The organism is Pseudomonas sp. HR96 (assembly GCF_034059295.1).
In the GTDB taxonomy this organism is placed as follows: Bacteria; Pseudomonadota; Gammaproteobacteria; order Pseudomonadales; family Pseudomonadaceae; genus Aquipseudomonas.
The window spans coordinates 2760580-2783981 of sequence record NZ_CP139141.1; the positions used below are offsets into that span (position 1 = coordinate 2760580).

General features: G+C 63.3%; 16 protein-coding genes and 2 pseudogenes. 7 read left to right on the forward strand and 11 right to left on the reverse strand.

Annotated elements, in window-relative coordinates; translation table 11 throughout:
- Positions 1–68: 68 nt before the first annotated feature.
- Positions 69–1622, forward strand: a complete 1554-nt coding sequence (gene garD, locus SFA35_RS12400; protein ID WP_320578752.1) for a galactarate dehydratase — start codon at positions 69–71, stop codon at positions 1620–1622.
- A 933-nt stretch (positions 1623–2555) separates the two neighbouring features.
- Here the strand turns inward: garD and SFA35_RS12405 are convergent.
- The 5 genes from SFA35_RS12405 to SFA35_RS12425 form a co-directional block, all read right to left on the reverse strand.
- Positions 2556–3251: a GntR family transcriptional regulator gene (locus tag SFA35_RS12405; RefSeq protein WP_320578753.1), complete on the reverse strand. Its 696-nt coding sequence runs from the start codon at positions 3249–3251 to the stop codon at positions 2556–2558.
- 39 nt (positions 3252–3290) lie between these two features.
- Positions 3291–5219: a cation-translocating P-type ATPase gene (locus tag SFA35_RS12410; RefSeq protein ID WP_320578992.1), complete on the reverse strand. Its 1929-nt coding sequence runs from the start codon at positions 5217–5219 to the stop codon at positions 3291–3293.
- A 107-nt stretch (positions 5220–5326) separates the two neighbouring features.
- The gene (locus SFA35_RS12415; RefSeq protein ID WP_320578755.1) at positions 5327–6370 is read right to left on the reverse strand and encodes a protease modulator HflK; all 1044 of its coding nucleotides are present in this window, start codon (positions 6368–6370) and stop codon (positions 5327–5329) included.
- Complete coding sequence (locus SFA35_RS12420; RefSeq protein ID WP_320578756.1) at positions 6367–7410, reverse strand: protease modulator HflC; 1044 nt, start codon at positions 7408–7410, stop codon at positions 6367–6369. Before SFA35_RS12420 ends, SFA35_RS12415 begins: the two co-directional genes overlap by 4 nt.
- On the reverse strand, positions 7407–9380 hold the full coding sequence (locus SFA35_RS12425; RefSeq protein ID WP_320578758.1) for a protease modulator HflK: 1974 nt from the start codon (positions 9378–9380) through the stop codon (positions 7407–7409). Before SFA35_RS12425 ends, SFA35_RS12420 begins: the two co-directional genes overlap by 4 nt.
- 165 nt (positions 9381–9545) lie before the next feature.
- Here SFA35_RS12425 and SFA35_RS12430 point away from each other — a divergent pair, with 165 nt between their 5' ends.
- Both SFA35_RS12430 and SFA35_RS12435 read left to right on the forward strand, forming a co-directional pair.
- Positions 9546–11054, forward strand: coding sequence for a glycosyltransferase family 39 protein (locus SFA35_RS12430; protein ID WP_320578759.1), 1509 nt, complete (start codon positions 9546–9548; stop codon positions 11052–11054).
- Between the two features lie 72 nt (positions 11055–11126).
- Entirely contained in the window at positions 11127–12635 is a 1509-nt protein-coding gene (locus SFA35_RS12435; protein ID WP_320578761.1) for a glycosyltransferase family 39 protein, read from the forward strand.
- Positions 12636–12675: 40 nt separating this feature from the next.
- On the opposite strand, the gene SFA35_RS12440 is transcribed toward SFA35_RS12435, so the two are convergent.
- From SFA35_RS12440 to SFA35_RS12460, 5 genes are all read right to left on the reverse strand, one after another.
- Positions 12676–13737 carry an SDR family oxidoreductase gene (locus tag SFA35_RS12440; protein WP_320578763.1) on the reverse strand — a complete coding sequence of 354 codons (1062 nt, stop codon included), beginning with the start codon at positions 13735–13737 and terminating at the stop codon, positions 12676–12678.
- 75 nt (positions 13738–13812) lie between these two features.
- Entirely contained in the window at positions 13813–14505 is a 693-nt protein-coding gene (locus SFA35_RS12445; RefSeq protein WP_320578765.1) for an RES family NAD+ phosphorylase, read from the reverse strand.
- On the reverse strand, positions 14499–14903 hold the full coding sequence (locus SFA35_RS12450; protein WP_320578767.1) for an antitoxin Xre/MbcA/ParS toxin-binding domain-containing protein: 405 nt from the start codon (positions 14901–14903) through the stop codon (positions 14499–14501). The genes SFA35_RS12445 and SFA35_RS12450 overlap by 7 nt, the downstream gene beginning before the upstream one ends.
- 84 nt (positions 14904–14987) lie before the next feature.
- On the reverse strand, positions 14988–16184 hold the full coding sequence (locus SFA35_RS12455; protein ID WP_320578769.1) for a GGDEF domain-containing protein: 1197 nt from the start codon (positions 16182–16184) through the stop codon (positions 14988–14990).
- A gap of 399 nt (positions 16185–16583) precedes the next feature.
- On the reverse strand, positions 16584–16805 hold the full coding sequence (locus SFA35_RS12460; RefSeq protein ID WP_320578770.1) for a hypothetical protein: 222 nt from the start codon (positions 16803–16805) through the stop codon (positions 16584–16586).
- Between the two features lie 434 nt (positions 16806–17239).
- Here SFA35_RS12460 and SFA35_RS12465 point away from each other — a divergent pair.
- From SFA35_RS12465 to SFA35_RS12475, 3 genes and pseudogenes are all read left to right on the forward strand, one after another.
- A pseudogene (locus tag SFA35_RS12465) lies at positions 17240–18656 on the forward strand (HlyD family type I secretion periplasmic adaptor subunit).
- A gap of 298 nt (positions 18657–18954) precedes the next feature.
- Positions 18955–19365: a hypothetical protein gene (locus SFA35_RS12470; RefSeq protein ID WP_320578772.1), complete on the forward strand. Its 411-nt coding sequence runs from the start codon at positions 18955–18957 to the stop codon at positions 19363–19365.
- Positions 19366–19679: 314 nt separating this feature from the next.
- Positions 19680–20330: a glutathione S-transferase gene (locus SFA35_RS12475; RefSeq protein WP_320578777.1), complete on the forward strand. Its 651-nt coding sequence runs from the start codon at positions 19680–19682 to the stop codon at positions 20328–20330.
- 106 nt (positions 20331–20436) lie between these two features.
- On the opposite strand, the pseudogene SFA35_RS12480 reads toward SFA35_RS12475, so the two are convergent.
- Positions 20437–20643, reverse strand: a pseudogene (locus SFA35_RS12480) (IS5/IS1182 family transposase); the annotation flags it as partial.
- Positions 20644–20850: 207 nt separating this feature from the next.
- Between SFA35_RS12480 and SFA35_RS12485 the strand changes: the two are divergent.
- Positions 20851–22653, forward strand: a complete 1803-nt coding sequence (locus SFA35_RS12485; RefSeq protein ID WP_320578779.1) for a hypothetical protein — start codon at positions 20851–20853, stop codon at positions 22651–22653.
- The last annotated feature ends 749 nt before the right edge of the window (positions 22654–23402 follow it).

Consider the following 23402-nt stretch of genomic DNA (forward strand, 5'->3'; position numbering starts at 1 on the left):
CCCCGTCGACGCAGAGCGACGGGGGCAGAAAACAGCCTAAGCCTGAGCGACAACAAGAAGGTGCCCCCATGCAGTTGATCGAACATTCCGACTCCCCGCGTTACGTGCGCCTGCACCCCGACGACAACGTGGTCGTGGTGGTCAACGACCAGGGCGTGGCCGAGGGCAGTCAGTTTCCCGACGGCCTGACCGTGATCGAAGGCGTGCCGCAGAGCCACAAGGTGGCGACCGTGGACATCCCCAAGGACGGCAAGGTGCTGCGTTACGGCCACATCATCGGCTACGCCCTGCAGGACATCCGCCAGGGCAGCTGGGTGCGCGAGACCATGCTGGCCATGCCTTCGGCGCCGCCGCTGGACAGCCTGCCAATGTCCGACGCCGTGCCGGCGCCGCTGCCACCACTGGAAGGCTTCACCTTCGAGGGCTACCGCAATGCCGACGGCACCGTCGGCACCCGCAACATTCTCGGCATCACCACCACGGTGCAGTGCGTGACCGGCGTGCTTGACCACGCGGTCAAGCGCATCAAGGCCGAACTGCTGCCCAAATACCCCAACGTCGATGACGTGGTGGCGCTGACCCACAGCTACGGCTGCGGCGTGGCCATCACCGCGCGCGATGCCTATATTCCCATCCGCACCGTGCGCAACCTGGCGCGCAATCCCAACCTGGGCGGCGAAGCGCTGGTCATCAGCCTGGGCTGCGAAAAGCTGCAGGCCGGCCAGGTGATGCACGAAGACGATGCTTCGGTCGACCTCAGCGAGCCATGGCTGTACCGCTTGCAGGATTCCAGCCACGGGTTCGGCGAGATGATCGACGAGATCATGACCCTGGCCGAGACCCGCCTGAAAAAGCTCGACCAGCGCCGCCGCGAAACCGTGCCGGCCGCCGAGCTGATCCTGGGCATGCAGTGCGGCGGCAGCGACGCCTTCTCCGGCATCACCGCCAACCCGGCGCTGGGCTTTGCCTCCGACCTGCTGATCCGGGCTGGCGCGACGGTGATGTTCTCGGAAGTCACCGAGGTGCGCGACGCCGTCTACATGCTGACTTCGCGGGCCGAAAGCCAGGAAGTCGCCGCCGAGCTGGTGCGCGAGATGGACTGGTATGACCAGTACCTCGAGCGCGGCGCCGCCGACCGCAGCGCCAACACCACGCCGGGCAACAAGAAGGGCGGGTTGTCGAATATCGTCGAGAAATCCCTGGGCTCGATCGTCAAGTCCGGCAGCAGCGCGATCAACAGCGTGGTCGGTCCCGGCGAGCGCTTCAAGCGCAAGGGCCTGACCTTCTGCGCCACTCCGGCCAGCGACTTCGTCTGCGGCACCTTGCAATTGGCGGCGGGGATGAACCTGCACGTGTTCACCACCGGCCGTGGCACGCCGTATGGCCTGGCCATGGCGCCGGTTGTAAAGGTTTCGACCCGCACCGAACTGGCCGAGCGCTGGCCGGACTTGATCGACGTCGATGCCGGGCGCGTAGCCACCGGCCGTGCAACCATCGAGGAGTTGGGCTGGGAGTTGTTCCACTACTACCTGGACGTGGCCAGCGGGCGCAAGCAGACCTGCGCCGAGCATTTGAAGCTGCACAACGATATCGTGCTGTTCAACCCGGCGCCTATCACGTAGGGGCTGGCTGAAGTTAGATAGCGCCAGGTGCCCGAAGATCAAACCGGCCTTGCGGCCTCTCGGGGCGTTGCCCCTCCCACGAGCTGGGGTGCGAATCCTGTGTGGGAGGGGTCGCAGACCCCGAGAGGCCGCAAGGCCGGTCTGCAGATTCAGCCGACCACTATCACGTAGGGGCTGGCTGAAGTTCGATAGCGCCAGGCGCCCGAAGATCAAACCGTCCTGGCGGCCTCTCGGGGCGTTGCCCCTCCCACGAGCTGGGGTGCGAATCCTGTGTGGGAGGGGTCGCAGACCCCGAGAGGCCGCAAGGCCGGTCTGCAGATTCAGCCGACCACTAAAGCCCCGCCAGGGTCTCGCGCAAGGTGTCTTGGCGCCTATCACGTAGGGGCTGGCTGAAGTTAGATAGCGCCAGGTGCCCGAAGATCAAACCGTCCTGGCGGCCTCTCGGGGCGTTGCCCCTCCCACGAGCTGGTGCGAATCCTGTGTGGGAGGGGGCGCAGACCCCGAGAGGCCGCAAGGCCGGTCTGCAGATTCAGCCGACCACTAAAGCCCCGCCAGGGCCTCGCGCAAGGTGTCTTGGCGCCTATCACGTAGGGCTGGCTGAAGTTAGATAGCGCCAGGTGCCCGAAGATCAAACCGGCCTGGCGGCCTCTCGGGGCGTTGCCCCTCCCACGAGCTGGGGCACGAACCCTGTGTGGGAGGGGGCGCGGACCCCGAGAGGCCGCAAGGCCGGTCTGCAGGTTCAGCCGACCACCACATTGGCGCCTATCACGTAGGGGCTGGCTGAAGTTCGATAGCGCCAGGTGCCCGAAGATCAAACCGGCCTGGCGGCCTCTCGGGGCGTTGGCCCTTCCACGAGCTGGGGCACGAATCCTGTGTGGGAGGGGGCGTAGACCCCGAGAGGCCGCAAGGCCGGTCTGCAGGTTGAGCCGACCACTACAGCCCCGCCAACGCCTCGCGCAGGTTGACTTCCGGGGCCGTCGGTTCGTCCAGCGCCAGCTGGTTTTCCAGCTCATCCAGATGCGCCATCAACACCTGCACGGCCAAGGCCTGATCGCCCGCACTCAGGGCATCGAGAATCTGCTGGTGCTCGTTGGAGGCGCAGGCCGGCACGTCGTTGCGCTGGTACAAGGCGACGATCAGCGAGCTGCGCACCATCAGGTTGTCGAGGATCTCGGCCATCACCGCATTGCCACTCAGCTGCGCCAGCAACAGGTGAAACTCACTGAGCTCGCGCACGATCAACCGGCGGTCGCTGCTGGTGGTGGCTTGGCGCTCGTTGGCCATGTGCTGGGCGATGCGTTCGCGCTGCTCGTGGAGGGTCTGCGCCGAGATGCTTTCGACGATCGCCCGCTCGATGGCGCGCCGTGCGGCGAACACCTCGCGGGCTTCCCGGGCGCTGGGTTGGGCAATGATGGCGCCGCGGTTGGGCTCGATGGTGACGATGCGCTGCATGGCTAGGCGCTGCAGGGCCACCTGCACGTGATTGCGGTTGGCCTGCAGGGTGTCGACGATCTGTGCCTCGATCAGGCGGGTGCCTGGGCGCAAGCGATGCTGGGCGACGCCCCTGGACAGCACATCGACGATGCGCTGGACTTCGAGCTGCTTGGCGGTAACCGTGGTGAGACCCATCTAATCCTCAATCATCAGGCGCTGAATCGATTGCGCGCATTATCCGTCAGTGCGCCCTTCGACGGCAAACCCGCCGCCGGGCGGCAGAGCGTGCAGCGCCGCCAGCGGCTCTTCTACGCGCAGCAGGCGCCCGGCGTTGCCCAGCACCAGCAAGGTGCTGAGATTATGCAGGATAGCCGCGATCATCGCCCCGGCGGCGCCCAGCCAGCCGAAAGCCGCTGCGGCGACGATGGCCAGGGTCCAGCCCAGACCGATGGCCACGTTGACCTGCAGGGTGCGCCGGCACTGGCGGCTCAGGCGCACGCAGGTGCCCAGGCGGCGCAGGTCACTGCCGATCAGCACGATGTCGGCCGAGGCCAGGGCAATGTCCGAGCCGCCGGCACCCATGGCCACGCCCACCACGCCGGCCTTGAGCGCCAAAGAGTCGTTGATGCCGTCGCCGACCACCAGCGGGCGGAAGCCGCCACGGATCTCGTCGGTGACCCGGCTGAGCTTGTCTTCCGGCAGGGCCTGGGCCACCACCTCGCTGATGCCGACCTGCCGGGCCAGGGTCTGCGCCACCGGCAGGCGGTCGCCGGTCAGCAGCAATTGCCGGCCAAGGCCCAATTCACGCAGGTCGGCCATGGCCAGGCTGGCTTCCGGGCGCACCTGGTCGGCCAACAGCAGCCAGGCGCAGAAGCGCCCATTGAGCGCCAGGCCAGCGATCGGGCCATCGTGCTCGGGCACCGGCGGCAGGTCGATGCCCAGCTGGTTGAACAGCTCGGCGCGGCCCAGGGCCGCTTCGCCTTGCCCGGTGCTGGCGATCACCCCCAGGCCCTGGCGTTCGCGCAAGTTGTCCAGCACGAGCCAGGCTTGGGCCGGCACCGCGCTGGCCAGCGCGCGGCTGACCGGGTGGCTGCTGGCCGCGCCGAGGCTGGCGGCCAGGGTCAGCAGCAGGTGTTCGTCCTGCTGGGTGCCGACTGGCTGCTGCAACTGTTGCAGGCGCAGGGCGCCGTAGGTGAGGGTGCCGGTCTTGTCGATCACCAGCGAGCTCAGGTCGGCGAATTCTTCAAGGAATGCCGAGCTGCGAATCAGGATGCCATGGCGCGCCGCCACGGCGATCCCGGCAATCGCCGTGGCCGGCGCCGACAGCACCAGCGCGCAGGGGCAGGCAGCCACCAGCACGGCGAGCATGGCTTGCGGGTCTTTGCTGATGAACCAGGTCACTGCCGCGATCAGCAGCACCAGAATCATGTACTGCCCGGCATGGCGCTCCAGCAAGCGGGTGATCGGCGGCTTGGCCCGTTCGGCTTTTTGCATGAGCGCAATGACCTTGCCCAGCGTCGAGTCCTGCCCGGTGCGCGAGACTTCGATGCGCAACAGGCCGTCGAGGTTGATCGCGCCACCGAACACTTCCATGCCCGGTGCCACCTGCACCGGCACCGATTCGCCGGTAATCGGCGCGGTGTCGAGGCTGGCTTCGCCGTCGCGCACCCGGCCATCGGCGGGGATGCGGTCGCCGGCACGCACCTCCACCAGGTCGCCGCTGCGCAACTGGCTGTTGTCCACTTCGCTGACCGTGCCGTTGGCAGCGATCAGCCGCGCCTGGCTGCGGGTCAGCTTGCCGAGGGACTCGATGGCCTCCTGGGAGCCGATCACGCTGCGCTCCTCGAGCACGTGGCCAAAGATCATCAGCACCGGCAGCAGAGCGGCGGTCAGCAGGTCGCCGGTGGCCCAGGCGCCGAGCAACGCCAGGGCGACCAACTGATCGGTAATGCCGTGCAGGCTGGGAAAGCGCAGGCTGTACCAGGCCGAACGCAGCACCGGCACCGCCACCAGCAAGGACGCGGCGCCGAACAGCAACTGGCCGACGCCGTCCTGTTGCGGGTCGAACCAGCGCCTCAGCAGGCCCAGGCCGAGCAGGCCGAGGGCGATCATGGCGATGCTCAGCTGGCGCGCGGCCGAGCGTTGCTCGTCGCGGGTCAGCATGGCCCCGGTCAGGTGACCGTGGTTGTGGCCGCAGTGGCTGTGGTCATCGTGCTCGTCATGAGCATGGTCATGGCCATGATCATGCGCAGGGTCGTGCGTCGGAGTGCTCATGGTGGGCTGCCTTGCAGGATCAAGCGGCTGTCGTCGCGCGGGTCGACGGTGGTCACCGAGCCGGCCTTGGAGAGGATGCTCGGCACGCGTTCACGGTACAGGCGCTGGAGCAGGCCCGGATCGCTGCGGTCGCGCTCGGTGGCGGCCAAGCTGCTGATGGTTGCGGTGTCGCTGTTGGCCTTGGCCAGGCGTTCGCTGGCCTGGGCGTGGGCCACTTGCAGGGTGCGGTCGGCGTCCTGGGTGGCGGCCTGGCTGACCCGGGCGGCGTCGTTGCGGGCGCTGGCGATGTTCTGCTCGGCGCGCTGGCTGGCGGTGAGGACGGCATTGAAGGCGTTCACCGCGCCCTCGGGCAGGCTGGACTGCAGGTCGACCCGCTCGATGTGAATACCCAGGCCGCTGCCGCTGGTTTGCAGCGCTGCGAGGCTGTGGTTGATGCCTTGCACCAGGTCACCGCGCAGGCGCTCACGGCGTTCGGCGGCCTGGCTGTCGCTGCCGATCAGCTCCGGACGCGCCACCAGAATGGTGTCCAGGTCGCGCGAGGCGCACACCGCGACCGCGCTGCGGGCCACCAGGCGGTCGAGGGCAGCGGCCAGGTTGGCCTGTTGCAGCACGTAGGCGTAGGGGTCGGTCACCTTGTAGAACACCCGCACGTCCAGCTGTACCACGCCGGAGTCGCCGGTCAGCAGGTAGCCGGCGCCGGCCACTGCGTCGTTGGACAGCAAGGTGTTCATGTCGGTCTTGCTGGCCGGGTTATCGCGCAGCAGCGTCTGCACGCGCTGGTCGATCACGCGGTCAGGGGAGGGCAGCAGCACCACCTGCTCGAATGGCTCGGGCCAGGCCAGCAGCAGGCCGGCGCCTTGCACCCGTTCCAGGGCGCCCATGCGGATGACCACCGCGCGGCTCTCGGGGCCGACCTGGCGGATGTTGCCCAGGCCCCAGGCCAGTGCGGTGAGCAGGGTGATTGCGTAGAGCGCTAGAAACGCCAGCCGCCCGGCTTGCCACCACGGCCCTTGACCGGCGGCGGAGGGCGCTGCACTCATGGTTGATTCCCCGCCGGCGCCGGCAGTTGCGGCGGGCCGTCGACCAGGGCGCGGAACGGCGCAGCGTCGGTGCGCAGGACCAGGCGCGTGCCGGCATTGACGATGCTGCCCAAGGTGTCCAGCGAACGCAGCAGGTTGTACAGCTGCGGTGCGCTGGCGTAGGCCTTGCCGTAGATCTGCGCGGCTTCGACGCGCGACTGCGCCTCGACGTCGGCGGCCTTGACCGTGGCGTCGGCTTGCAGGATGCGCGCGTCGCGTTCGGCCGCCGAGCGGATCTGCGCCGCTTGACGCTTGCCTTCGGCGGTGCGCTCGGTGGCGATGGTCTCGCGTTCGGCGCGCATGCGCTCGACGGTGGCGTTGAGGGTCACGGCGGGCAGGGTCAGGCGCTCGATGCCGACCTGCTGCACGCGCACCCCGTAGGTGCTGAGCAGGGGCCCAGCGATCTGCTGGCGCACATGTTCCTCGAAATCGGCGATGTGCACCTGGTTGGCATCGGTGTTGACCAGATTGGCCAGGTCGAAGCCGCTGGCGCTGGTCTCCAGCGCCGAACCCAGGAAGGTGCGGATCTGGCGCGCCGCTTCATCGGGCTGGTTCTGCACTGCGCGCATGAAGCGCTGCACGTTGTCCGGGTCACCCTGCACCTGCCAGGCCACGTAGGCCTGGACAATGATGCGCAGGCCGTCGCGCGTGCCGACGTCCTGCAGGCCGCTGGAGGTGGTGTGCAGGCGCAGGTCGACCGGCACCGCCGATTCGAACGGAATCGGCAGGCGCCAGGCCAGGCCCGGTTCCAGCAGCACACGGCCCGGGTTGCCGAAGCGGGTGATCACCGTGGCTTCGCCGGAACGCACCTGCACCAGGCACGCAGTCGCAAGGCCGAACAGGGCAAGCACGCCGGCCAGGGCCATGCGCCGCCAGGGGCGTGCGCGCGGGCCGGCCGGTGGACTCGACAGCGGCGGGTGGTGGTGATCGTGGCCATGGTGATCGTGGCCGTGGCCGGGCTCGTGATGCTCGTGCCCGGCGTGGGAATGGGGTGCGCTCAAGGGGCTACTCCTGCGGCAGAGCGGTCAACGCCCGTTGGGGTGGGGGCGGGGTCGACCGGCGCGGCAAAGCTTCTCAGGTCGATAGTCGGCGGCTGGCTGCCGGTCAGGCGGTGATCGAGGATCAGCGCGTGGGCGTGGCTCAAGCCGAGCGCCAACTGGGTGAAGTATTGTTCATCGATGAACGCCTGCCCGGCGCTGCGCCAGGCCTGCTCCTCGGCGCCGAAGCGCAGCTGCGCGGCGCGGGCCGTGCCCAGGGTTTCCTGATGGGCAGCGCTGGCGGCATCGGTGAGGTCGGTGGCCTGCATCTGCGCATCGTTGAGCGCCTCGCTGGCCTTGCCGCGTTCACGCGAGATCAACGCCTGGGCGCTGATCTGCGCGGCCTGCACCGAGTGGTAGGCATTGGCGGCGCCGGCCGGTGGGTGAATGGCCTCGACCACCGTGGCCAGCAGCTCGACGCCGCTGTCGAGGCCGTCGAGATCGGCCTGCACGGCCTTGCCGATGTTCGCCGACAAGTCGTTGCGGCCTTCGCCCAGCAGGTCGTCGAGGGTGCGCCCGGCAAACTGGTGCACCAGCACGCGGCTGGCGGTGCTGCGGATCAGGGCCGGGATGTCGGCGCTGTGGTAGGTGGCGGCCAGCGCCGCCTGGTCGCTCAGGCCGATGCGGTAGACGAAGCGAATGTCCATGTTGACGATCTGGAAGCTCTGCTTGTCGTTGGCGGCGCTGGCGATGACCTGGGATTTTTCGCTCTGGTGGGTGGCGTCCCACAGGCGGTTGGCGCTGACCGGCGCCGGCCCGTCGGTGCCCGCCAGCTCTTCGCTGGCAGTGTTGCCTTCGCCGCTGGTGGCCAGTTCATGGATCACGCCGTTTTCCACCGCGCGCACCTGGCCGAAGGGCCAGGGCAGGCCGACATGCAGGCCCGGGCCGTAGACCTGATCGGGCTTGCCGAAACGCTCGTAGATGCCACGGCCGTTCATGGCGATCTGGGTCACGCCGCTCAGGCCCCAGCCGATCAACAACATCAAGCCCAGCACCGGCAACAGCGCGCGGCGCATGAAGCCGAACGCCCAGATCTGCCGCAGGTCAATGCCGAAACGCTCGTGGACCTGGTCCTGCAGGCGCCCCAGCGGCCGTGGCGGCCATTGCAACAGGCCGGCCAGCAGGCTGTCGGCGACGATCTGTGGCTCAAGGCTCGGGCGCTGGGGGTTGAACATGGAAAAACCGGCGCGCACCAGCAGCTCGATCGCCACCAGCCCGGGCAGCAGCCCGGCGAGCACCGCCAGGCGCAACGGCCAGACGCTCTGCGGCCCGGCGAAGAACAGGCAGAGCACGGCGATGGCCAGGCACGCCAGCACGACGCGCAACTGCAGGGCCAGGCCGTGGGCCTCGGGCCATTCCTGGGCGTCGGCGTGGGCCATGTGGCGCTCGAGTACCAGCAGCGCGAACGCGAGCACCAGGCCCAGCCCGGCAACCACATAGGCGCTCTGACCCACGGCGGCGGGCATCAGGTTCAGCTGCCAGGCGCTCTGCAGCACCCACAGCGCCAGCAGGCTGGCGGCGATCATCCACAGCGCGCTGACGCCCAGACGGCCGACCAGGCGCTGGCCGCGGGCGACCACGCGATTAAGCAGGCGATCGTAGGCGCTGAGGGAGGTATCGAGCACTGCCGGCTCGCTGTTCGCCACGGCGCCGAGGCCCGACTGCAGGGCGCGCTCACGCCACTGTGCGATACGCCAGGCCCAGTGCACGTTGCCCGCCAGCAGCAGGCCGGCGCTACCGAGCAGATAGAGCAGGGGAGTCCAGAGCGTGTCTGCCGCGAACAGGCGGATGAAGACCCCGGCCAACAAGGCCAGGCCCAGGCTCACGGCCAGGGCGATCAACAACCATGACAGCCGCCGCGCTTGCCAGCCTGCGCGCTGAAAGCGCGGCAAGCCGTGCAGGTCTTGCCCGCCGGCACTCAAATCTACCCTCACACCGAACGCCTCTGTAGAAATCGCGGCGAGTCTAGCCGTTTGCGCGTAACTTTATAACAATACGTGTCAAAGTTTCATCTTGCCGATTATCGCCAGTTTTTATTCAGTGAGTTCACCGTGGATTGACTATCTTCAGGGAACTCCACGGCCACGGCAGTCCATCCCTTGCAAAAGCCTGCTCCACCTTTCTTCGCTGATCCGTACGTACTGGGGCTGGCGCTGCTGGCCCTGGCAGTACGCCTGGTGCATTTGCCCGAGCGGGCGCTGTGGTTCGACGAGGCCTACAGCGTGCTGATCGCCAAGCAGCCAGTGGCGCAGATCTGGTCACTGGTAGCGGCCGACGTTCATCCGCCGCTTTATTACACCCTGTTGCATCTGGCCATGGCGCTGTTCGGCGACGGCCTGTGGGTGGTGCGCGGCTTGAGCGCGCTGGCTGGCACCCTGGCGGTACTGACCGGCGGCTACTGGGCGCGGCGCATCGCCTCGCACCGCGCCGCCTGCCTGGTGCTCCTGCTGCTGGCGGTGCAGCCGATCGCGGTGCGCTACAGCCAGGAAGCGCGGATGTACGCGCTGCTGGCCTTCTGGCTCATGGCAGCCAGCCTGATGCTGACCCTTTGGCTGCAGGCGCCCCAGCGTTGGTACTGGCCGCTGCTCTATGGCGTTCTGGCGGCTGCGGCGCTCTATACCCATTACTTCGCCGCGCTGGGTCTGGCCGGGCACTGGGTCGTAGCGTTCGGCAGCGCCCAAGGCCGCCAATTGTTGCTGCGCCGCCCATCCTGGTGGCTGGCGCATGGGCTGGTCCTGCTCCTGCTCGCGCCCTGGCTGCCGAGCCTGTGGCTTCAACTGCATGCGCTGGGCAACATGGACTGGGTCGCGCCCCTCAGCACCGAGCGGGTGCTGAGCACGCTCTGGGAATTCTTCTGGATCGTCGACACGCCGCTGCCGCAGACGCTGCTGTGGCTGGGACCGCTGCTGATCGCCTGGACGCTCTGGCTCAACCCGCCACGCAACCCCGAGCGTTCGCTGGTGACCCTGCTGGCCTTGGCACCGCTGGTGCTGGCCATCCTGGTGTCGCTGTACCGCCCGCTCTTCACCCCCCGCTTTTTGAGTTTCTGCGCCTTGCCACTGGTGATGGTGCTGGGGCTGGCGCTCGATCGGTTGTTCACCCGGCCCCATCGGTCAGCCGCATGGGCAGCACTGGCCCTGACGTTGGTGGTGCAGGGCGGGGGGCTATTGAACGCCTATCGCCACGGCGAGCAACTGAACGGCGACGGCTACGCCCATGCGGGTGTGCCGGGTCTCGCTGCCGCGCTGCTGCGCGAACGCCAGCCCGGCGACGAGGTGGTAGTGCAGAGCCTCGACTACCTCAGCCTGCTCTACTACTTGCGCGCCTACCCGACGCCCTGGCTGTGGCTCACCGGTGACCCACCGCCTTTCCGCGGCCCGGACGTGCTCCTGTACCTCACCCCTCGTGCGCCCTGGCTCTGGCGCTTCAGCGAACTGCCTTTGTCGGCCTGTGGCCTGTGGCTGTTTTCGCCGAGCAGCGCCGAGGTCGCACGACCGCCTGGGCGGGACTGGCAAGCGCAGCGACACCGTGAGGCCAGCGGCCTGCGGCTGGACTATTTCAGCCGCCGCGCCTGCACCGCTGGCGAGCCGCTCGGTCAGTTGCCCTGAGCGTGTTGATCGACAGCGGGCGTGCGCCGTCCTATGGTAAGGGTACTATCCCCGGCAGAGGCATCGCCCGCAGTGAAACAACGCCTGGCGCCGGTTTTCACCGACCCCGTGGTGGCCGGCCTGCTTCTGCTGGCCCTGGGCTTGCGGCTACTGTGGCTGCCCGAGCGTACCTTGTGGTACGACGAAGCCTACGGGACGCTCATCAGCGCTCACCCGCTGGGCGACATCTGGGCGTTGGCCGGCAACGACGTGCACCCGCCGTTTTATTACTTCTGTGTGCACTTGGCCATGGCCTGGTTCGGCGACAGCCTGTGGGCCATCCGCGGGGTCAGCGTGTTGGCCGGCACCCTGACAGTGCTGCTCGCCGGTTACTGGGTTCGCCTGTTCGCTTCGCGCCGCGCCATGCTCGTCGCTTTACTGCTGCTGGCTATGCAGCCCATGGCCGTGCGCTACAGCCAGGAGGCGCGCATGTATGCGCTGCTGGCCTTGTGGCTGGTCGCGGCCGGGCTGCTGCTTTCCCTCTGGCAGCGCCGACCGCAACATTGGCGTTATCCGCTGCTGTACGCGCTGGTGACTGCGGCGGCGATGTACACCCACTACTTTGCGATCATGGGCCTGGCCAGTTTCTGGGCCTACGCGCTGCTCACCACCCGCGGCCGCGCCAGGCTGCTGCGCAACCCCCGCTGGTGGCTGGCCAACCTGCTGGCCGCCTTGCTGTATCTGCCATGGCTGCCGCACCTGTGGCAGCAGTTGCATATGCCCGAGGACCTGGAATGGATACCGCCGTTGACCCTGGCCACGGTGCCGACCACCCTGTGGGAGTTCTTCTGGATACTCGACAAACCGCTCGCAGACCTGCCGCCCCTGTGGCTGCTGGTGCCGCTGCTGTTGGGTTGGAGCCTGTGGCGGCTGCGTGGCGCGCAGCGCGGGGGTGATCGACATTTGCTGACGCTGCTGGCCTTGCTACCCCTGGCTTCGGCCTGCCTGCTGTGCTTGATCCAGCCGCTGTTCGTCGCCCGCTACCTGAGCTTTTGTGCCATCCCGATGGTGCTGCTGGTGGCCCTGGCCATCGACGCGCAATGGCAACGCAACGCTCGCGTCGCCGGATTGCTGCTGGTGGTGGTCTGCGCTGTGCAGGCCGCCGGCCTGGCCAACGGCTATCAATACGGCGAGCTGCTGGACAGCCCGCAGGGCGACCGCAGCGGCGTCGGCCCGCTGGCCGAGCAGATCCGGCAGCATTGGCGGCCCGGTGACGAGACCGTGGTTTACGCCGACGACGCCTACATGAGCGCCCTGTATTACCTGCGTCACCACCCGCTGCCCTGGTACTGGCTGAACCAGGGCGGCGCGCCGCCTGATAACGACGGCGATGCGACCCTGCTATACGAGCTGCCCCGGCCGCCCTGGCTCTGGCAGTATCAGCAGCTGCCGACCGGCACCTGCGGCGTCTGGCTGGTCTATGACGCCGGCGACTCGCCGCCCTTGCCGCCGCCTGGCGAATGGACGGTCATGCTGCATCGCAAGGTCTATGACAACGAGATGCAGTACTTTCGTAGGCGCAGTTGCGGGTGGACTCACTGAGTCCGCTTGCGCAACTCGCCCAGTAAACTGAAGCACCGCGTCAGGGAATCAAGCGCTCGGCACGCAATGTGGCGAAGACATCGAAGAACGCCTGGTCACTCGGCTCGAAGTCGAGGAAGCCGAAGCGTCGGCTCTTCGATACATCGGTCACCACTTCAATCGGTCGCCCCAAGTCTGCATCGGTGTGCCAAGGAGAAACCAACCGGCTGATGTCCGCCTCTTTCAATCTATGCTCGGCGGCCAGTTTCGACCAGATTTCGCCATCGCCGGTCATCTGCTCGGCCAGCGGCGAAGGCTGCGCAGGGAAGGGCGCCGGCGTCAGCTCGAACCATTCGGCGATGCGGCTCCACATCCACTTCCAGCGGAACACGTCGCCATTGGTGACGTTGAACGCCTGGTTGGCTGCCGCCGGCGTGGTCGAGGCCCACAGCAGCTGGCGCGCCAGCAGGCGCGCATCGGTCATGTCGGTGAGGCTGTCCCACTGCACCTGCGAGCCGGGGAACACGAAGGGCCGGCCCGTCGCCTTGCAGACTGAGGCGTACACCGCCAGGGTAGTGGCCATGTTCATGGCATTGCCCACCGCCACGCCGGTGATGGTGTGCGGGCGGTGCACGCTCCAGGTGAACCCGTCGCGGGCAGCGGCGGCGAACACTTCATCTTCCTGGGCGTAGTAGAAGTTCTCCACGTCCAGGCGGCCCTGATCTTCGCGAAATGGCGTCTGCGGCAAGGCGCCCTTGCCATAGGCTTCGAACGGGCCCAGGTAGTGCTTCAGGCCGGTGACCAACGCCACGTGCTGCAGGCTGCCGGCCGGGCGCAGGGCGTCCAGCACGTTGCGCACCATCGCTGCGTTGACCCGGATGTTTTCGGCCTCGGTGGCCTGGCGCGACCAGGTGGTAAGAAACAGATGAGTCGGCTGCTGCCCAGCCAGGGCCTGCTGCAACGCCGCAGGGTCTTGCAGGTCGGCGCTGATCGGCGTCAGGTCGGGCAGGGCGCTGGGCTTGCGCGCCAGGCCGGCGACGGTCCAGCCATTATCGATCAACAGGCGGGACGTGGCGCTGCCGACGATGCCACTCGAGCCGACAACCAATGCGGAACGGGTCATGAAACCTCCAGGTGAAACGGTTTATGTTGGAAGTTCGACAACCCGTTGGCCGATCTGTCATTTTTTAATGGCGTATCAAGCCTGGCTGATCTGGTTGACGCTGGTGATCCCCTGGTTCCAAATCATTTCATAGTGGGCGCTCTGCACGATCGAAGTCACCACCTTGGGCGTCAGCAGTGCCCAGCACAGGTCACCTGGCCGGCGCACCGAGCGATAACGCAGCCCGTTGCGTCCGGCAGCTCGGGTCGCCTGGCCGAGCAGGCGCGCCTGGCTGTAGTCATCTGCGGCGTGTACCGGGTGACTCAGGGGCAGCACGGCGGCGTCGAGCATGTCCGCTTCGTTGAAGGTGCAGGTCAGGCCGCGAAAGACGAAGCGGTCATAGCCCAGCCCCGCCACCCCGGACCAATAGTGGTCCTGATGGTGGCGCACTTCGGCCAGCGCGGTCTCCAGGGACTCGCCCAGATACAGCACGCCGAAGCTGCCGTCGCTGAAGCGCGAGCCGGCGGGGTTGACATGCGTGAAGGGCGCCGTGGCGTAGGAGCAACCGGGGATGCCGAAGGGAATCTGCTGGCGCGGGATCAATTCCAGGCGTCCGGCTTCGTTCAGCAGGCGCGGGTTGGTCAGGGCCTGGATCTGGAACAGGGTGTCGAACTCGCTGGCGTCGGCGACATCGTCGAACAGCGCGATAGGCGGGAATTTCGAGTTGACCAGCCGGTAGGCCTGCAGCGAGTGGACGCCCAGGCTGGGCAATTGGGCGGGCGCTACCATTGGCCACCGCGCAGCGCATCCAGACGGCGGAAGGTTTCGTACAGGGAGATCATGTCGCCCTGGGCCATGATTTCCAGCGGCGTGCGGCCGTTGAAAAACTCGTTGTGGTTGGCCATGGCGACGAAGCCGTAGACGTTCTGCGGGTTGTCGAACACCAGACGCAGTGCAGCGTGCATGTTCAGGACCAGGCTGATGCGCTGCATCTGATCGGCATCCAGGCTCACCGACCAACCCGCCTCACGCTGCCTGGCGCGCGTTTGCGTGCTACGGGAAATGCGCAGGATGCGACAGGCCTGATCGCCTGAAGCCTGCCATTTTTCCAGAATGCTCACGGCAGCGTGCAGGCCGGCTGCGCACTGGTCACGGCTGAAGGCGGGAGCGGGCAGAAGGGTGGACATGCAAAGACCTCGCGGCGATCTGTAGTGTGTCTGTAGACGCAATATAGCATCCATTGCGTCTACAGACCAGGCACAGGTTGAATGTCAGCTGGCGACCGGTTCCACCGACTCCACTCGGTCCCTGACCGATTTGGCGCGGTACAGCGCCTGATCGACGGCATGCAGCACTGTCTCGAACGCCGATTGAGTGTCCATCTCGTGGGTCTGCGCCAGGCCGGCACTGAAACGGATCGGCGCCGGGCTGTCCTTTGCCTCACCCAGCGCCTGGCGCAATTGCCCAAGAAACTGGCGGGCGGTGTCGAGGCCGGTACGGGGAAACACCAACAGAAACTCTTCGCCACCCCAGCGGGCGAACAACACCTCCTTCGGCTTGAGCCGCAGGACGCTGCTGGCGAACACCGTCAGGGCGATGTCGCCGGCGGCGTGGCCGTACTGGTCGTTGATCTTCTTGAAGTTGTCCAGGTCCAGCAGGGCCACGCACATGGGGTAGTTCGAGGGGCCGACGAGACGGCGGGACTGCTCGAAGAGCTGCACCGACGCGCCACGCCGGTTCAAGGCACCGGTAAGGGTGTCGGTGAGGCTCATCTGCAGGATGTCCAGGCGCAGTTGCTCTTGCAGCATCAGGCCAAAGCACAGGGTAAAGAGGAACGAGACCATGAAGTCCATGCCCAGCGCCGCCAGCGAGAACATGTCCGGCTCGTCGAACGGCAACGGCGGCAGCGGTTCGATCAGCAGGCCCAGCGTGTTGTAGCCATGAAACAGCAACAGCGCCGCCTGGCCGGCCAACAGTCCCCAAGCGCCACGGTAACGCCGCTTGAGCGGCCAGGTCACGCCCAGCTGCAGGCCGATGGATGCCAAGGCCAGCAGCAGAAACCACGGCACTACATAGGCGCCATGCAGGAGCAGGGCAACACCCACCCCATAGATCGCCGCCGGCCCGCACAGCACAACCAGCTGGCGCAACGGGCTGCCAGCACGGCCGGCCAGATGCCCCAAGGCCAGGGTGTGACCACCGATGGCCAGCATCAGCAGGGAAGTGTTAGCCACAAAGGCGCTGACTGGAGAAAGCACCGCCAGCCAGGCGTAGCTGCCGGTCGCCACCCCAGGTTGCAGGAAATCGACGCTGCGATAGGCCGCCAGCAACAAATCACCGGCCAGCCACCACAGCAGCGGGGTATGCCGCTTGCCGATGCCGACACCGGAGAGGCAGAGCATCAGGGTGGTCAACAGCCCGAAGGGGGTGATGAGCAGCAGCAAGGTCAACGGATCGTTCAGCAGCATGGGGAGCCGGGCTTGTCGAAAAGGCGCGAACTTGGCGCAAAGGCCCATCCTAGCGGGGCTGGCGGGGTTTGACGAGATGCGGATTGCTGCGATGAAGTAGGGGGGTAGAGGTGTCTGGAGTGTCGACTCAACTAATAGCCGTCCAGTTGAGTGGGCCAGGACGTCGGTGGAAAGTCAGATGATGAGGAACGTCCGCAGCATCTGTTGCCCAAGTTTCGAGCTGCCAACCGCTCACTTCGGCCAGCCTCTGGCCGAAGTGAGTGGGATCGGGAAAAAGGCGTCGGATCAGCTTCCTTGGGTATCGGAGTTGATCAATCCCCGAGTACTGCGTGCCTGATCCTTTGGCGCATTCCCGTTGTCTTTTGGGTCGGTAGCACTCGTTGGATCGGTCGCGTGGGATCAGGCAGCTCGCCAATGGTCCGGGTTACCCTTGTCAGTATCCCTAACGCGCGCCACCAGAGGTTTGTGACCCAGTTTTCTGGCGTCGTCGATCGCTTCCTCCTGAGTCTTGTATTCGGTTTGAGAAGCCTTCGCTCCGCCTGCCAGTTCCAGAATGTAACCGGTGATGGCGGCGCCTTCAGGTCTTCCTTTCGGTTGAGGCTCTACATAGACGTTAACCATTCGATCTCTCCTGCAATCGGGAAATGATAGATAAGTGATGCCGGCGAGAGGGCAAAATTCACATTCTTTGCCAGCATCAGGGTGTTCGGGGCACGTCGATATTGAATGGGCCCACGATCACTTGATTCCCTGTCGCCGCGGTTGGCGAGCAGCCCTTCATGTGCCCGAACTACTTCGAGCAGTTTGTTCGCTTTTGCGAAGACCGCAGTTGCCTGGCCACAGCGATCCGCGACCCGGGTATTGATGCCATCTACAGGCAGCCCAGACCTATCCATCTGCCCAAGATAAAAATGAATTTATTCATAAAGAAATATTTAAGTTTTGACGCGTAGCGCCGAGAACTTTTGAAAGGATGTGCTGTCCCGGGCGCTAAAGCGCCGTCCCAGAGCCTTCAAGGATTGAAAATGCTAAATCGGACCCGCTTCGGCTTCGTCATGATCGCCACGGCAACATTGCTGCCTGGATTGGCTAGTGCAGTCGCATTCAGCGACGATGCCCGCAAAGCTGACCTGCTGGGTGTCTATCAAGCGGCCGTGAAGAATGATCCGCAGCTGTCTGCTGCTCGCCACACGTTCGAAGGGCAGGTCGAAGCCATTCCGCAAGCCATGTCAGGGTTGCTGCCCAGCATCAGCGCCGGTACCAAAACCGAAGTCACGCGCCTGGACCGCGATCGCCCTGCGCTGACGCGCGAACGCAGCGGCAATACCTTTCAGGCCAACTTGAGCCAGCCACTGTTCCATGCGGACCGCTGGTATCAACTCAAGGCGGCCCGCTCCAGCGTCGACCAGGCCGAGCTGGAACTGGCCGCCAAAGAACAAGCGTTGATTCTGACTTCTGCGCAGGCCTATTTCGAAACCCTGCGCGCGCTTGATGCGCTGGCGGCTGCCAAGGCCGAAGAAGCCGCATTGCTTCGTCAGCGCGACCAGGCCCAGGGCAAGCTGGATGACGGCGCTTCGAGCATCACCGACGTCTATGACGCCCAAAGCCGCCTACGATAACGCGCGGGCGAATCGCCAACTCGCTAAACGCAAGGTCGATGATGCCTTTGAAGCGTTATCCCGTCTGACCAATGTCAATTACGAATCCATCGCCGGCATGGGCCACCAGTTGCCTACCGAGCCACCTGTCCCCAGCAACCCAAGTGTCTGGGTCGACAAGGCTGTTCGACAAAACCTGCGGCTGCTGGCCACCGCCAAGGCAGTCAACGCCGCCCAGCTGGGTGTGCAGCAGGCCAGCCTGCTGCAGTCTTCAGCCGCGCGGCAGGAGGCTGAACGGCGCTCCGACGGTATCGTCGCGCAGACCAGAAGGGCCATGCTTGATTTGCTTCAACAGGCTGAGCAGAAAGCCAACTCGTTGGCTCAGGATCTGGCCAAAGCGCAGTACCAGGATCTGCTGACAACGCTGAGAGCACCTGTGAGCGGCACGGTCCAGCAGCTGAACGTACATACCATAGGAGGCGTGATCACTCCTGCCCAGCCGCTTTTGACCCTGGTGCCCGATAACCAGCCGGTCGAAGTCGAAGCCATGCTGGAAAACAAGGACATAGGGTTTGTGCATCCACATCAGAAAGTTACCGTCAAGGTCGAGACGTTTACTTTTACAAAGTATGGGACCGTACCTGGGGAAGTGATGAGCGTTTCTGATGATGCTATCGATGATGAAAAGAAAGGGCTCATATATAGCACTAAAGTCAGGTTGGATAGTGACCATTTATCGGGGGGCGCAGTGGATTTTCCGCTCAGTCCTGGTATGGCAGTCACCGTCGAGATAAAAACAGACGAGCGCCGCATCATTGATTATTTTATTAGCCCCCTTGAACAGCAATTGCGGGAAAGCATTCACGAAAGGTAAATAGCCATAAATGACGCCTAAAATCAGCCACCTCGAACGTGATAAATCATGGGATCTCTAAGTCTTTATGTATCTTTTAATATATATATTCGCATTTACTCTGATAACGGCATTGATTGTCATCTTATCACTAAAAGCCTACAAATGGAGTGCCTCATATCGCACAGGATCTCTGACATTCATACTGCTTTTTGGACTGATTTGGGGTGGTGATATAACATCGCTTGTAAGTTTTAGCTACGACTGTCAGCGGGCGGGCATCCATATTATGGAAACCTCGCCAAGACCAGGATTTTACTTGAAAGAAATGACTGATAGAGATATAGCTTATTATCTAAAATCAGGTTACGCATATGTAGAATCCGACAGGACAGATCAGAACTCGAATACCGCAAAGAATTATAGATTCACGGAGTCTGCGAACGGAGAAATCCACGCAGAGGCTATTGACAAACCTGGATCAGTAATATATGTGGCGAGCGATCTAATAGCTCACGAAAAGGGCGTTTTGGAGACGAGGGTCACTCTTATGAATCGCCTAGAAGGTAAAGTGCTAGCAACTAAGTCTAGTTTCATGACCTATGGCGAAGGGCTGTTTGGAATGCTTCATGCCTTGGTAGATATTCGTCCAGAGCCGCTTGCATGCGATGGTCCCAGGGCAGAACAGATTACCAATGTTATCATGAAAGCGATCCCCCCAAAAAATTAAAATTAAAGGAATAAATAATGTCTATTCAGAAGATAGCCGAGTATAGCGAGTTGGCGGATGCTTCCTACGCCAACTTTGGTGATTTGACGGACTCAGCCATCAAGGCTGGGCTAGAAGCGTTTTTGCCTATTCCTATCACGTGTAACGTAAGCGTCTGCTCAACACACCTTGTAGCCAGCATTCGGGGATGCCTCATCTTGTATCGCCCAATCCAGCGCGGTTCGGATAAGATTGCGAGGCATGGCAGCACACCATTATTTTCCATTCGCATTTGCATAGGCTCTCTCGCTTGGGACAGTCAATAGGGAGGTTGCATGCTTCAGGTCTGGGGACGACGCTCGTCGCTCAATGTTCAGAAAGTGATGTGGCTCATTGGCGAGTTGGGCCTGGCTCACCAGCATATTCCAGCGGGCGGCCAATATGGTATCAAGGATTCTCCAGAGTTTTTGGCCATGAATCCCCATGGCCGAGTGCCCGCCATTAAAGATGATGATGGAACGGTTGTATGGGAGTCGCACAGTATTCTCAGATATATGTCGGCGCGTCATGGGCAATCTGATTTCTGGAGGGATGATGCCGTTCAGCGCTCTCAAGCTGACCGCTGGATGGATTGGTCTCAAACTAGCTTACAACCGGCTTTTTTAAGTGGGGTATTTTGGGGGTTTTATCGAACGCCCGAAGCTCAGCGAGATACCCACGCGATTGAGAAAAACATCAGTGAGTGTGCCCAATATTTTAAATTACTTGAGCAGGTCTTGAGCGGGCAACCGTTTCTGGGCGGTAAGAGCTTAACGTTGGCAGACATACCTGTTGGCACACATTTGTACCGATACTTCACGTTGGATATTCCCCGACCGCACATTCCTCACGTTGAGGCGTGGTATCAAAGACTCCAAGAGCGCGAAGCTTACCGACAACACGTCATGATCCCTTTCGAAGAGCTTTTCGGGCGGCTTGAGTACTAGCTGTAGCTCATCAGAAGCGATTTTCAAACCCCTGACATTGGAAGGTTAGTTGTCCACCTATGAGGCAGCAATTGATCGATCTGGCGCGCCTGCTGCGTTGGCAGGGAAACCAATTTTGCAGTAGGTGAATGCGCAGCATGCTCTCCAGTGGGTAGGGGGTGCGACCGCCGCCGGCCTTGGGGGAACAAGGTTTGATCAACCTCAGCAGGCCTGTCCAAGGCATGACCTGATCCATCTCGGCAAGCAAGCGCTCGCTACGGGTTTGCTTGCGCTTGCCGGCGTATTCGAAGTCGGAAATGCTTATCTGACCCATCTGGCTCATGGGCGGCTCGGACAGGTGGTCATGCGACTTTCGCATACCCTGAATTTGTACGAAGAGTCCCTAAACCCCCGCCGGTACTTGCCGATAAAAGAAAGTCGTCAGGGATCAAAGGCCTCGGATCAGCGCATGGATAGATGGTTATCAGGACTGCTTACCCCCTGGGAGCAGTTGCTATCGGGATGTCTCCACGGGATTGTGATGTTGGTTCTGCTCAAGGCAGTCAAGCGCCTGATCACCTTGCACCCCAGCATCATTGCCCGTGAGTTCGCGACCTATGCCTACTGGATTCTGGCGGGGACAGGGGCTGTGGCGCTTTATTTCATTTCATTGCGGCACAACCCCGTTGCCCGGACGTGGTACGTCATGGTCGCGTTCTACGTCGGCGTTGCGTTGCCCTTTGCTGTCCAGGCGGGTGGCTTCAGGTATCTGAGCAAGATGTTATTTCGCCGTCGGAGGCCGATAGAGAGGGCCGCCGATCCCGCTGCAGACAATCTTCAGCTACCGCCCTCTCGCGGATTTTTCGAGCGGACGGTCTTGTCATCGGCGGCGCTCTCGACTGCTGCGCTGAGTCTCTGGGCGGTTTCGCTGGTATTGCCGACGTGGACGGACGCCAACGGTACCGATTTCCCAAGCGGCGGCACCATCCTCATGACGGGCTGGGTAGGCGCTCTGGGCTTGCAGTTCGCCTGGTTCGCCAATCCCATGCTGTGGTGGGCGTTCATTCGCGTTCAGGACAATCGCAGTGCGGCCGTGCCGGCCTGGCTTGCCGTGGTTTTATCTTTGAATACCATGACCTTGAAATACACCCCGGGGGTCGGCGTGGTTTACGGCTATGGTTGGGGGATGGTCGTCTGGTTCATGGCCATCGCGCTGATGCTCGCGGCGGCGGGTGCCGTGGAGTTGCGAGGGGGGCACCACGCTACGTTCGAAAATGGGGGTTGGCTGAGGCCGCTGGGCCTTGGTCTCTGTGCGGTGATAGGTATTGGCGCGGCAGTCCTTTCGGCGGCCGATCATCAAGGCGCCAACGCCGACGAGCAAGTCCGTTTGCAGCACGTGGCGATCAAGGCAGACGAAGTCTGCCGAACGGAATTTTCCAAGGTGGTCGAGCCGCTCACGGCGGGCGATGGAACCGTTGAAGTGCGGCTTGTTGATCACACGCCAGCCAGAGAATTTTCGACAGGCAAAGGTCTGGTGGCCGCACTGTTGGACTGGGGCGTTGAGAAGGTTCGCTTCGATGGGCGGGACTTCTTTTACACGCAGCCCGGTCCTCATCGAGTCCAGGCTTCCCTGCCTGCCAGCGGCGACGCCCGGGCGCTCATCGAGCTGACCGAAGACAGGGAGACCTTGCTCATGCGAATCCACGCGGCTGATGGCCGGCAAATCGTCGAGCAGTCCTGGAAAAAATCTGTGGGTAAGCGGCCCGCTTGCCCTGCTTACTCTCTCGAGGCTTCAACAGGGCAGCAGCCTCATTTGCTGGTGTCCAAGGCACTTTCGATAGCACCGACCGCAGCTGTAGCCCATCAGCCCTCGACAGTGCAGACTCGCGCCAATGGGCAGATCTTGAACCGAACAGTGGGGCCTGTTACGGCTCCGGTTCGGTATGGCGCCCTCGGCTGCCCCGATAGCATCGGATGGCTTGATCAAGATAGACCGCCGGCGGCTGTTAAATCGTACTCCTCGCGCCCGTTGCATATCGGCGAGCGAAGATTTTATCTGGATTCATACCCTGCGGGAAACGCCCTGTGCGAAGGCGATTACCTTTACTTGTATCAGGATAACGGCTCGACGGACTTGCATGAACTAAGTATCGAAAAGCGGCGTTTGTCGGATTTCGCTTGGGCAGGCTCCACCGTTATCAGTGTTCAGGATCATGATTTGCGCTCCGCCGCGTTGCAGCTTAATCACATCACTGAAAGCCCCGAGGGATATTCAGTTGATATCAGCAGCCCCGCCAAGGGGCTGTATTTCACGGTGAAGGCTTCTTTTGGTCTAAATCCATAAGGCATTGCTGGTCGGCCAAGGCTCTCAGCGTCGCTTGCCTAGCCCGTACTCTATGGGGCTATTGGCTGCATTTCTAGTGGAACAAAGGCGGGCAACGCTGAGCCTGAACATCTTGATAAAGAAGTACCACTTGCGAACCAGATTGGCATTAGTGCCGTGGCGCAGGGCAACACTGGCCATCTACACGCCGGGTTGCAGGCATTCCTGGACTATCTGGGCCTTGAGAGGGTTGGGATAAGAGGTTCTTTGGCGGATGGGAATCTGACGACAAGGGTGATGGTGTCCGCGTATTTTTAGGTGGGGAACATCGCCCTTATTGCTGGGATCGGTCAGGTGACTTTGCCGGACGGTTAAACACGTCGATCAGTAGGTCCCACCATGCCTTCATGGGCCGCGGCTGCGGGGGGCGGGGGCAGGGCGCGGACTATGTTGTCCCACCGAGTTTTACGTTTGAATTCGGTAGTGAAGGTACGTCGTTGTGTGCTCATCGAACACCTCTATCCCCACAGCATCTGAAGCTGGGCAGTCCTTTGGGGGCGGGCAGAAGTGATAGCCCTTTTTAGCTCCTTTTGGCTTATTCCTATCACGTGTAACCACAGCTGCATACGGTGTCGCGAAGTAAATACCCCTGTTGATTTTCCTGATCTCAGAATCGCTCAGTGTTAACTCAACTAAATAGTCATTTAGTTGAGTTGGCCAACGGCAAGAGGATTTTCAAGCGAAGGAGAAAACAGGGCCAGGGTCGTCTG